Annotated in this window: 9 protein-coding genes; all 9 read right to left on the bottom strand. The window is 70.2% G+C overall.

Going from position 1 to position 11,760, the window contains the following annotated elements; translation table 11 throughout:
- Nucleotides 1-257: 257 nt before the first annotated feature.
- The 9 genes from J3486_RS19465 to J3486_RS19425 all read right to left on the bottom strand — a co-directional run bounded on the left by J3486_RS19465 (nucleotide 258) and on the right by J3486_RS19425 (nucleotide 11,739).
- Complete coding sequence (locus tag J3486_RS19465; RefSeq protein WP_207821758.1) at nucleotides 258-1,055, bottom strand: FtsQ-type POTRA domain-containing protein; 798 nt, start codon at nucleotides 1,053-1,055, stop codon at nucleotides 258-260.
- A 30-nt stretch (nucleotides 1,056-1,085) separates the two neighbouring features.
- Nucleotides 1,086-2,174, bottom strand: coding sequence for an undecaprenyldiphospho-muramoylpentapeptide beta-N-acetylglucosaminyltransferase (gene murG / locus J3486_RS19460; protein ID WP_207821756.1), 1,089 nt, complete (start codon nucleotides 2,172-2,174; stop codon nucleotides 1,086-1,088).
- 6 nt (nucleotides 2,175-2,180) lie between these two features.
- Complete coding sequence (gene ftsW / locus J3486_RS19455) at nucleotides 2,181-3,497, bottom strand: putative lipid II flippase FtsW (RefSeq protein WP_207821754.1); 1,317 nt, start codon at nucleotides 3,495-3,497, stop codon at nucleotides 2,181-2,183.
- Between the two features lie 86 nt (nucleotides 3,498-3,583).
- The gene (gene murD, locus J3486_RS19450; RefSeq protein WP_207821753.1) at nucleotides 3,584-5,014 is read right to left on the bottom strand and encodes a UDP-N-acetylmuramoyl-L-alanine--D-glutamate ligase; all 1,431 of its coding nucleotides are present in this window, start codon (nucleotides 5,012-5,014) and stop codon (nucleotides 3,584-3,586) included.
- Nucleotides 4,996-6,069, bottom strand: a complete 1,074-nt coding sequence (gene mraY, locus J3486_RS19445) for a phospho-N-acetylmuramoyl-pentapeptide-transferase (RefSeq protein ID WP_207821751.1) — start codon at nucleotides 6,067-6,069, stop codon at nucleotides 4,996-4,998. Before mraY ends, murD begins: the two co-directional genes overlap by 19 nt.
- Nucleotides 6,066-7,469, bottom strand: coding sequence for a UDP-N-acetylmuramoyl-tripeptide--D-alanyl-D-alanine ligase (gene murF, locus J3486_RS19440; protein WP_207821749.1), 1,404 nt, complete (start codon nucleotides 7,467-7,469; stop codon nucleotides 6,066-6,068). Before murF ends, mraY begins: the two co-directional genes overlap by 4 nt.
- Before the next feature lie 4 nt (nucleotides 7,470-7,473).
- Nucleotides 7,474-9,129, bottom strand: a complete 1,656-nt coding sequence (locus J3486_RS19435) for a UDP-N-acetylmuramoyl-L-alanyl-D-glutamate--2,6-diaminopimelate ligase (RefSeq protein WP_207821747.1) — start codon at nucleotides 9,127-9,129, stop codon at nucleotides 7,474-7,476.
- A 59-nt stretch (nucleotides 9,130-9,188) separates the two neighbouring features.
- Nucleotides 9,189-11,153 (bottom strand): penicillin-binding protein 2, encoded by a 1,965-nt coding sequence (locus tag J3486_RS19430; protein ID WP_207821745.1) that lies wholly within the window; start codon nucleotides 11,151-11,153, stop codon nucleotides 9,189-9,191.
- A 4-nt stretch (nucleotides 11,154-11,157) separates the two neighbouring features.
- Complete coding sequence (locus J3486_RS19425; RefSeq protein ID WP_207821743.1) at nucleotides 11,158-11,739, bottom strand: septum formation initiator family protein; 582 nt, start codon at nucleotides 11,737-11,739, stop codon at nucleotides 11,158-11,160.
- Nucleotides 11,740-11,760: the final 21 nt, after the last annotated feature.

The raw sequence follows: 11,760 nt of genomic DNA, 5'->3' as shown, positions 1-11,760 counted from the left end.
GTCCTGCGATGTGACGACTGATGCCGAATTGGGGCGGTCCGGACTACTAGTTGACTACTAGTCGACTGCCGACCCGAACCCTAACGCTGAAGTTTAGGGTTACCAGTGTGTCTGTTCCCTGGACTCTTCCGAACCTGACACTAAGTCGACAAGTGGCGCCCGTTCAACGAACACGCCGAACCTCCCGTTTTTCTTTTCACCCTATGTGATCAGCCGTAGCGCTGCCCAACCAGGGTGCTGGCCTGCACTGATGCGCGTCAACTCCCGGCTGACGCAGGGGCGGTGGGAACGCTCACGTCGAAGTGCCGTGCCTTCGGGGCGGCTTTCATGAGTGCGGCGAGAGCGCGCGCTTTCTGCCCGCTCTGCTCGCCACTTCCCCAGGCGACGGTCCGTCCGTCGGCGAGCACCAGCGAGATGTCGTCGTACGAACGGACCTTGACGGTACGGGTGTCGCCCGCGATCGCCTTCGGGAGCCGCCCGGCGATCCGGACGGCCTCCCTGGTCAGCCGCTCGGGGCCGAAGCGCCGCAGGCTGGCCGCCGCACCCTCCTGATCGGGTGTCAATTCCAGGCGGGGAACGCCCTTCAGGGCCTTCTCGATCGTCGCGAAACGCACGCCTTCGCGGTCGACTTCGACGAACTTGCCCGAATTTCGCTCGTCCTCGGCCATCAGAACCGGCTTGCGTTCCGTCACTTTCAACCTGATTCCGTGCGGCCAGGAACGCACCACATCAACCGAGTCAATTCGGGGCAATTTCTGGCGCAGCCGGTCTTCAATGGCACCCGTGTCGACGGAAATCAGCGGCGCACCGACCGGTACGGCGGCGGCGTCCCGGACCTCCGCGGGCGTCAGCACCTCGGTCCCGGAGGTCGTGACGCGCTCCACGCGCAGCCACTGGGAGCCGTAGAGCAGCCAGGTACCGCCCGCCCCGATCAGAACGAGCAGCACCCCGGTCACGACGAGGGTGCGGACGCGCGGCACCCGGAAGCGGCGCGACGGCGGGCCGGACTCGGACGCCTCGGTGTCTTCTCGATCCGTCAGAGCCGGTCCCGCCACAGCTTGCCTGCCTTTACGTCCGTATGCGCGCTAACGGCGAGCGTTGATCGCCTCGTACACCATCCCGACGAGCAGGTCGTCGGCGTCCCTGCGGCCGAACTCGGAGGCGGCGCGGGACATCTCGTACAGCCGGTGCGGGTCGGCGAGCACGGGCAGGACGTTGCCCTGGACCCACTCGGGGGTCAGCTCCGCGTCGTCGACCAGCACACCGCCGCCGGCCTTGACCACCGGCTGGGCGTTCAGCCGCTGTTCGCCGTTGCCGATCGGCAGCGGGACGTACGCGGCCGGCAGCCCGACGGCGGAGAGTTCGGCGACGGTCATCGCGCCCGCGCGGCAGAGCATCATGTCGGCCGCGGCGTACGCGAGGTCCATCCGGTCCACGTACGGTACCGGGATGTACGGGGGCATTCCCGGCATCTGCTGGACCTGCGGCAGTTCGTTCTTCGGACCGACCACGTGCAGGATCTGGATGCCGGACTGCTGGAGCAGCGGCGCGACGCGCTGCACGACCTCGTTCAGGCGGCGCGCGCCCTGGGAGCCGCCGGAGACCAGCAGCGTCGGCAGGTTCGGGTCGAGGCCGAACGCGGCGCGGGCCTCCGGGCGCACCTGGGCGCGGTCCAGCATGGCGATGGTGCGGCGCAGCGGGATGCCGATGTAGCGGGCACCCCGCAGCTTGCTGTCCGGGCTGGAGACGGCGACCTGGGCCGCGTACCGCGAGCCGATCTTGTTGGCCAGGCCCGGCCGGGCGTTGGCCTCGTGCACGATGATCGGCACGCCGAGCCGCTTGGCGGCCAGATAGCCGGGCAGCGCCACGTAACCGCCGAAACCGACGACCGCGTCCGCCTTCGTGCGCTCCAGGATCTGCTCCGCGGCCTTGATCGTGCCGCGCAGCCGCCCCGGGACCGTGATCAGTTCGGGGGTGGGCTTGCGCGGCAGTGGCACGGCGGGGATCAGTGCCAGTTCATAGCCGCGCTCGGGTACGAGCCGCGTCTCGAGCCCCTTCTCCGTGCCGAGGGCCGTGATGCCCACGGTCGGGTCCTGCCTGCGCAGGGCGTCCGCGAGGGCGAGCGCCGGCTCGATGTGGCCGGCGGTCCCCCCACCGGCGAGTACGACATGCACCGAAATTCACCGCTCTCCGGACGAACGCGCCGAGACGCGCCGTCGCATCGTGTTCCATCTCATCCCGCGCTCCCCCGTGGTCCGCCGCATGGCGAGTGCCGCCCGCGCCGCGGGTTCGTCCCGCGCGAACGCGATCAGAAGTCCCACGGCGAACATGGTCGGCAGCAGCGCGGAGCCTCCGTACGAGAACAGCGGGAGCGGGACGCCGGCGATCGGCAGCAGGCCGAGCACCGCACCGATGTTGACCACGGCCTGCGCCGTGATCCAGGTCGTCACGCCACCCGCGGCGTATCGAACGAAGGGGTCCTCCGTGCGTCCGGCCACGCGGATACCCGCATAGCCTAGAGCCGCGAACAGGGCGAGCACCGACAGCGTCCCCGCCAGGCCCAGTTCCTCACCGGTGATGGCGAAGATGAAGTCGGTGTGCGCTTCGGGAAGTTGACCCCATTTTTCCACACTCGCCCCGAGACCGGAACCGAAGAATCCGCCGGAGGCCAGAGCGTAGATCCCGTGCAGTCCCTGCCAGCACATGTCGTCGGGGCCTGCGTCCGCGCGGCCCAGACAGGCCAGGCGTGCCATGCGGTTCGGGCTGGTCTTGATGAGCATGACGCCGATGGCGCCCGCGACGGAGAGCACCCCGACGAAGAGCCGGGTGGGTGCTCCCGCGAGCCACAGAAGGCCGAAAAGGATGGCCGTCAGCAGGATCGCGGTGCCCATGTCACCACCGAGCATGATCAGACCGAGCAGCAGAAACGCGACCGGGACCAGCGGCACCAGCATGTGTTTCCACTGGGTCAGCAGACGCTTGTCGTGTTTACGCGCCAGCAGATCGGCGCCCCACAGGACCAGCGCCAGCTTCCCGAACTCGCTGGGCTGCAGCATGAACGGGCCGCCGAGCGAGATCCAGTTCTGGTTGCCGTTGATCGACACTCCTATCCCCGGCACCTGCACGAGGACCATCATGAAGACGCTGACGGCGAGGATCGGATAGGCGAGCGCGCGGTGCAGCTTCACCGGCATGCGCATGGCGACCAGGAGCAGGATGCCGCCGATGACCGCCGCGATGAACTGCTTGCGGAAGAAGTACGAGCCGGTCAGCCCCATCTGCAGGGCCGTGATCATCGATGCCGAGTACACCATCACCAGGCCGAGCCCGGTGATGAGCAGCGCGGAGCCGAGGATCAGGTAGTACGCGGTGAGCGGACGGTCCCAGGCCCGCCTGGCCTGGGCGTACAGGCGGCGTGCGGGGTTGGCGCGGGCCCGGTAGACCTTGCTGGTCTTCCTGGGCGGTGCGGCGGGGCGCTTGGTGGTGCTACCGGCCATCACGGACCCCCGCCCCGCCGTCGCTGTGCGCTGCCACGTTCCCCTCCCGAAGGGTGCCCGGCGTCACCGGGCACCCGCGGGTCCCGTCAGACGCTGGTGGCGCCGAGTTCGCGGACCGCTTCCGCGAACGCCTCGCCACGCTTGTTGTAGTTGGTGAACATGTCCATCGACGCACAGGCCGGGGCCATCAGCACGGTGTCCCCCGGGCGGGCGAGCCGTGCCGCCTCCTGGACCGCCGCCGACATCGCCCCAGTGTCGGTCCGGTCGAGGTCGACGACGGGTACTTCCGGCGCGTGTCGCTGCAGGGCTTCACGGATCAGGCCACGGTCCCGGCCGATCAGCACGACCCCGCGCAGCCGCTGCGCGGCGCCCGCGACCAGCTCGTCGAAGGTGGCACCCTTCGCGAGGCCGCCCGCGATCCACACGATGGACTCGTACGAGGCCAACGACGCCTGCGCGGCATGGGTGTTGGTCGCCTTGGAGTCGTCGATGTACGCGACCTCGTCGACGTCGGCGACGTGCGCGATGCGGTGCGCGTCCGGCGTGAAGTTGCGCAGCCCGTCGCGTACGGCGGTCGGCTCGACGCCGAAGGCGCGGGCCAGGGCGGCCGCGGCGAGGGCGTTGGCGATGTTGTGCGGGGCCGGCGGGCGGACGTCGGAGATCTCGGCGAGTTCCTGTGCGGACTTCTGCCGGTTCTCGACGAAGGCGCGGTCGACCAGGATGCCGTCCACGACGCCGAGTTCGGAGGGACCGGGGGTGCCGAGCGTGAAGCCGATGGCACGGCAGCCCTCCTCGACGTCGGCCTCGCGGACCAGGTTCTCGGTGGCCTTGTCGGCGACGTTGTAGACGCAGGCGACCTGGTTGCCCTCGTAGATGCGGCCCTTGTCGGCGGCGTACGCCTCCATGGAGCCGTGCCAGTCGAGGTGGTCGGGCGCGAGGTTCAGGACGGCGCCGGAGTGGGCGCGCAGCGAGGGCGCCCAGTGCAGCTGGTACGAGGACAGCTCGACGGCGAACACGTCGTACGCGTCGTCCCCTTCGAGGACGACGTCGATGATCGGCGTGCCGATGTTGCCGACGGCCGCCGTGCGCAGGCCGGCCGCCTCCAGGATCGAGGCGAGCATCTGCGTCGTGGTGGTCTTGCCGTTGGTGCCGGTGATCGCGAGCCAGGGCGCGGCGTCCGGGCCGCGCAGGCGCCAGGCGATCTCCACGTCGCCGACGACGTCCACGCCACGCGCGCGTGCGGCCTCGAACAGCGGCGAGGAAGGCTTCCAGCCGGGCGAGGTGACGACCAGGTCGGTGCCCTCGGGAAGCGTTTCGGCGTCCCCGAGGCGGACGGAGATGCCCTCCTTCTTGAGGAGGTCCGCCTTTTCGTGGTGGGCGGGGCTGTCGCCGCCGTCCACCACGGTCACCGACGCGCCGAGGCCGGCCAGGGCGCGGGCGGCGCTGAGGCCGCTCACGCCGAGACCGGCGACGGTGATGTTCTGCCCGCTCCAGGAGGTCACTTCTTGGCTGCCCATCCTGCGTAGAAGAGGCCGAGTCCGACGATCACGCACATGCCCTGGATGATCCAGAACCGGACCACGACAAGGACTTCGGACCACCCCTTGAGTTCGAAGTGGTGCTGCAGTGGTGCCATCCGGAAGACGCGCTTGCCGGTCATCTTGAAGGAGCCGACCTGGATGACCACGGACATCGTGATCATCACGAACAGACCGCCGAGCAGGGCGAGGAGAAGCTCCGTACGGGAGCAGATCGCGAGACCGGCGAGCGCGCCACCGAGGGCGAGCGAGCCCGTGTCACCCATGAAGATCTTGGCCGGTGAGGTGTTCCACCACAGGAAGCCGAAGCAGGAGCCCATCAGGGCCGATGCCACGACGGCCAGGTCGAGTGGGTCTCTGACCTCGAAACAGGCACCCGGGTTGGTGAGGGTCTGCGCGTTGGCGCAGGACTCCTGGAACTGCCAGACACCGATGAAGGTGTAGGCGCCGAAGACCATCACGGAGGCGCCGGTGGCGAGGCCGTCGAGGCCGTCGGTCAGGTTCACGCCGTTCGACATCGCGAGGATCATGAACAGCGCCCAGACCACGAAGAGCACCGGGCCGATCGTCCAGCCGAAGTCCTCGACGAAGGAGAGCTTGGTGGAGGCCGGGGTGTTGCCGCGGACGTCCGCGAAGTTGATGGCGAGCAGCGCGAAGGCGATACCGACGATCAGCTGTCCGGCCATCTTCGCCTTGGCCCGCAGACCCAGCGAACGGCGCTTGACGATCTTGATGTAGTCGTCGAGGAAGCCGACCAGGCCCATGCCCGCCATCAAGCCGAGCACCAGCAGGCCCGACAGGGTCGGGGCCGCGCCGGTGATCAGCTTGCTGAGGAAGTACGCGATGAGCGTCGCCAGGATGAAGGCGATACCACCCATGGTCGGCGTACCGCGCTTGCTGTGGTGCTCGCGCGGGCCGTCGTCACGGATGTACTGGCCGTAGCCCTTGCGGGCCAGGAGCTTGATCAGCAGCGGAGTGCCGACCAGGGTCAGGAAGAGACCGATGACACCCGAGAAGAGGATCTGCTTCATCATCGGGCATCAGCCCCGCCCTGCACGTCGTCAAGGAGAGCCTGCGCAACGCTCTCCAGGCCCACCGACCTGGACGCCTTCACGAGCACGACGTCTCCCTCGCGCAGCTCGCTGCGCAACAGGTCGACCGCCGCCTGTGCGTCGGACACGTGCACCGACTCCTCACCCCACGAACCCTCGTTATAGGCGCCCAGTTGCAACCAGGACGCTTCCCTGCCCCCGACTGCCACGAGCTTGCTGACGTTGAGCCGGACGGCGAGCCGTCCGACCGCGTCGTGCTCGGCCAGCGCCTCGTCACCGAGCTCGGCCATCTGCCCGAGCACCGCCCACGTACGACGCCCCTTGCCCATGGCCACGAGCGCGCGCAATGCCGCTCGCATGGACTCGGGGTTCGCGTTGTAGGCGTCGTTGACGATCGTGACGCCGTCCGGGCGCTCGGTGACCTCCATCCGCCAGCGGGACAGGGTGCCCGCCTCGGAGAGCGCGAGGGCGATCTCCTCCACGGCCATGCCAAGGTCATGGGCGACGGCGGCCGCGGCGAGCGCGTTCGACACGTGGTGCTCACCGTACAGGCGCAAGGTCACTTCGCTGCACCCGGAGGGTGTGCGAAGACTGAAGGCGGGCCGCCCGTTCTCCGTGAGACGGACATTCTCGGCACGTACGTCGGCTTCGGCGGACTCTCCGAAGAAGAGCACCTTCGCCTTCGTACGGGAGGCCATGGCCTTCACCAGCGGGTCGTCGGCGTTGAGGATCGCGGTGCCGTCGGCGGGCAGCGCCTCGACGAGTTCGCCCTTGGCCTGCGCGATCTGCTCGCGGCCGCCGAACTCGCCGATGTGCGCGGTGCCGACGTTCAGGACGACGCCGACCTTCGGGGGCGTCAGGTCCGTCAGGTACGCGATGTGGCCGATGCCGCGGGCGCCCATCTCCAGGACGAGGAAACGCGTCTCGTCGCCGGCGGAGAGGGCGGTGAGCGGCAGGCCGATCTCGTTGTTGAGCGAGCCGGGTGTGAAGACCGTGGGGGCCTTGCGCTGCAGCACCTGCGCGATCAGGTCCTTGGTGCTGGTCTTGCCGGCCGAGCCGGTCAGCGCGACGAGCGTGGCGCCGAGCCGCGCGACGACGTGCCGGGCGAGCGCGCCGAGCGCCGCCTGGACGTCGACGACGACGACGGCGGGCACGCCGACGGGGCGCGAGGCGAGGACCGCGACGGCGCCCTTGGCGACCACGTCGGCCGCGTAGTCGTGGCCGTCCACCCGCTCGCCGACGAAGGCGGCGAACAGGCTTCCGGTCTCGACCTTGCGCGAGTCGATGACGACCGGCCCGGTGACCCGGACCTGCGGATCCGGTATGTCGTACGTCTGCCCGCCGACGACTGTGGCGATCTCGGCGAGGGAGAGGGCGATCACAACTTCATCCCTGGGTTTGCTCGATGGCTTCGCGAAGCACCAGGCGGTCGTCGAAGGGACGCACCACCCCGGCGATGTCCTGGCCCTGCTCGTGGCCCTTGCCCGCGACGAGCACCGTGTCGCCGGGCTCGGCGCGCGCGACCGCGGCGGCGATGGCGGCGGCCCGGTCCTCGAAGACCTGGACCTCGCCGCGCTCGTGCGCGGGCACGTCGGCGGCGCCGGCGAGCATCGTCGCGAGGATCGCGAGGGGGTCCTCGGAGCGGGGGTTGTCGGAGGTGAGGATGGCCGTGTCGGCGAACCGGGCGGCCGCGGCGCCCATGGGCATCCGCTTGGTCCTGTCCCGGTCGCCGCCGCAGCCGAGCACGATGTGCAGCTTGTTCTCGGTGACCTTGCGCAGCGCGCGCAGGACCGATTCGACGGCGTCGGTCTTGTGTGCGTAGTCGACGACGGCGAGGTAGGGCTGGCCCGCGTCCACGCGCTCCAGGCGCCCGGGGACGCCGGGTACGGCGGCGACGCCGTCGGCCGCGGTCTGCGGGTCGATCCCGGCGACGGCGAGGGTGACGATCGCAGCGAGGGTGTTCGCGACGTTGAACGGTCCGGGCAGCGGCGCCTTGGCGGTGATCCGCTCGCCCTGGGGGCCGACGACGGTCAACGTGGAGCCGAGCGGACCGACTTCGACGTCTTCGGCGCGCCAGTCGGCGTCCGGGTGGCCCTCGGCGGAGAAGGTCACGACGGGCACTTCGGACTCGTCGACCAGTCGACGCCCGTACTCGTCGTCGAAGTTCACGACGCCCTGTTTGCTGCGTGCCTTCGTGAACAGCTGTGCCTTCGCCCGGAAGTAGTCCTCCATGTCGGAGTGGAACTCCATGTGCTCCGGGCTGAGGTTGTTGAAGACGGCGACGTCGAAGACGCAGCCGTCGACCCGGCCGAGCACGAGGGCGTGGCTGGAGACCTCCATGGCGACGGCGTCGACGCCGCGCTCGCGCATCACCGCGAACAGCGCCTGGAGGTCGGTGGCTTCGGGGGTGGTGCGCTCGGACTTGATGCGCTCGTCGCCGATGCGCATCTCGACCGTGCCGATGAGCCCGGTGCTGCGGACCTTTTTCAAGCCACCTTCGACGAGGTACGCCGTGGTGGTCTTCCCGGACGTGCCGGTGATGCCGATCTGCAGCAGATCCTTGCCGGGGCGGCCGTAGATGGTGGCCGCCAGCTCGCCCATGCGGCCGCGCGGGTTCTCGACGACCAGTGCGGCGAGCCCGGCGGCGGTGACGCGGTCGGCGCCCGCCGGGTCGGTCAGCGCGGCGACGGCGCCCAGCGAGGCGGCCTGCGCGGCGAAGTCGGCGCCGTGGGCACGGGCGCCGGGCAGGGCCGCGTACAGGTCGCCGGGGCGCACCGCACGGGAGTCGTGGGTGATGCCGGTGACCTCGACCGTGGCCTGGGGCGCGGGGACCCCCAGCTGACCGGCGAGTTCCGCGAGGGGTGTGGCGGAGACGTCGGCCGGTCGCGGCGGCCCGGGGTATGTCACGGGTGCGCCCTTCTGGGTGGTTTGGGACTGATCAGCGTGTGGCACGGCGGTGAGCGTACCGGGCGCAGCCCCCGGCGGGCGAAGCGAGGGGCGTGGCGCGGGCTGGTTCCCTGGATCGGGGGTGATGGTTGTCACGGACTCTTCAGGATGTCTTCACTGTGTGTGGTGATCATGGTCACGGCTCGTCCCGTCCGTCATGGCTTGAAAGTGACGGGCAGCTTCGCGGACTTGGCGCCCGTGGGCGGCACTTGAAGGCTCTTCAGGGCGAACTCCATCACCTTCTTGTAGATGGGGCCGCAGATCTGGCCGCCGAAGTAGCTGCCCTTGGTGGCGTTCTGGATGGCGCAGTAGACGGTCACGCGCGGCTTGTCGGCGGGCGCGAACCCGGCGAACGACGACGTGTACCCCTTGTAGCGGCCGGTGGCCGGGTCGACACGGTTGGCCGTGCCGGTCTTGCCGGCGACGCGGTAGCCCGGGATCCGGGCCTTGGTACCGGTCCCCTCCTCGTCGTCGACGACGGACTCCAGCATCTGCGCGACGGTCTTCGCGGTCTTCGTACTGACGACGCGGGTCTGCTTGGGCTTGGCCGCGGCGACGAACTTGCCGTCGGCGCCGGTGGAGCCGCGCACCAGCGTGGGCTCGATCCGTACGCCGTCGTTGGCGATGGTCGCGTACACGGAGGCCGCCTGCAGGGCGGTGAGGGAGAGGCCCTGCCCGAACGGGATCGTGTACTGCTGCGAGGTCGACCACTTGTCCGCGGGCGCGAGAATGCCCGCCGTCTCGCCCGGGAAGTCGAGCCCGCTCTGCTGTCCGAGGCCGAACTTGCGCAGATACGAGTAGAGGACCTGGTTCGCCTCCGGCTGCGTCTTGCCGAGCTGACCGGTCGCCAGGATGGTGCCGATGTTGCTGGACTTGGCGAGCACGCCGTTGAGCGTGAGGTGCCAGGTCGGGTGGTCGACGTCGTCCTGGAAGAGGCGGTCGCCGCGGTGCAGCCGGTTGGGCACGGTGACATGGGTCGTCGGCGTGGCCGCGTTCTCCTCCAGGACCGCCGCCATCGACATGACCTTGGCGGTGGAGCCGGGCTCGAAGGCGTACTGGACGGCCGCGTTGCCCAGGGCCGACGGGTTGGCGTCGGACAGGTCGTTCGGGTCGAAACCGGGCGCGTTGGCCATGGCCAGGACCTCGCCGGTCCGGTTGTCCATCACTATCACCGAGCCGCTGTCGGCCGCCGACTTCCTGACCTGCTCGGTGATCGCGTTCTGCGCGGCCCACTGGATGTCGCGGTCGATGGTCAGCTCGACGTTCGCGCCGGGCACCGCGGGCTGCTCGGTGGAGCCGGCCGTGGGGACCTGCCGGCCGCCGGACTGCGCGTACCGGATCTTGCCGTCCTTGCCGGAGAGCTCCTTGTTGAGCTGCTGCTCGATTCCGCCGCCGCCCGCGCCGTCGGCGTTGACCCAGCCCAGTATCCCGGCGGCGAGGTCCCCGTTCGGGTACACGCGCTTGCTGCTGGGGTCGGCGAGGACGCCGGAGAGCACGCTCGCCTCCCGGCCCTCGGCGTTGGCCTTGTCGTTCAGCGTGGACCTGAGGTCCTTGATCTGCTTCCAGACCTGCGGCGTCTGGCGCGCGGCGAGACGTACGTACCGGGTGTTCTTCGTCCTGAGCTTCTTGGTCAGCGTCGTGGCGTCGACCCCGATGATCGGCGAGAGGAGCGCGGCCGCCTGATCGGGGGCGTCGGGCACCTTGGTGATCTTCTCGGTGAACATCGTCGGGTCGGCCGTGATGTCGTACGCGTCCACGCTCGTCGCCAGCGCGACGCCGCCGCGGTCGGTGATCTGTCCGCGCTCGGCGGCGATGGTGTGGCTGACGTAGCGATTCAGCTGGGCCTTGGCCGCGTACGCGCTCGCGTCGACGCCCTGCACCTGGAGGAGCCGCACGACGAAGACCATGAGGACGAGCGTGAGGCCCAGGCTCACCATGCGCAGGCGGGGCCGTGGACTGCCCAGGCGCAGTGGGGCGGACGCCTTCGCGGGCGCGGGGCGCGGGCGCCGTGCGGCGGGGCGCGCACCCGGGGCCTGGCGCCGCTGCGGGGCCGGCCGCGAGGGCCTGGCGGAGCGCGCGGGGCCCGGCACGCGGCGGCGCGGGGGCTGCCTGTCGGTCATGGCGTCACCTGCCGGAGCTCGAAGGGGCGGGGGCGGCGGGCGTGCCGGGCTTCGCCGAGGCGCTCGGTCCTGGCCGCGCGGAGGGTGCGGTGCTCGGGCCGGGGGTGGTGCGGACGGCCTCGGGCGGCCTGGCCGGCTGTCGCAGCGGCGAGGGCAGCGAGGCCGGGCTCGGCATGCCGCGGATCGTGCCGTCGGGGTTGAGGAACGCCGGGTCGCCGCCGGGGACCATGCCGAGCTCGCGGGCGCGGCGCTGCAGGGCGTCGGGCGCGGAGTAGGAGTCGACCTCGCGCTGGAGCTCCTGCTCGTCGTCGGTGAGCTCGGTGGTCTGCTTCCTGAGCTTGCTGAGCTTGAACGATCCTTCGTTGAGCGAGGAGTTCAGCATCAGCAGCGTGATGAGCCCGCCGCCGAGCAGCAGCACGACGAGGAGCACGAACGGGGTGCGGGCGGCCTGCGCGCCGCCGGAGGGCGTGACGGGCAGGAAGCGCGTCAAGCGCCCCGCCCGGCCGCGCAGGCCCCCCTTGGAGCCCTGGGAACGCTTGGCCCCCTTGGAGTTCTTGGTTCCTTTCGAGCCGCCCTTGGCGCTCATGACCACCCCTCCACGCGCGCG

Source organism: Streptomyces sp. VRA16 Mangrove soil (assembly GCF_017377775.1).
GTDB lineage: Bacteria > Actinomycetota > Actinomycetes > Streptomycetales > Streptomycetaceae > Streptomyces.
This window is presented reverse-complemented; position numbering and strand designations above follow the sequence as displayed.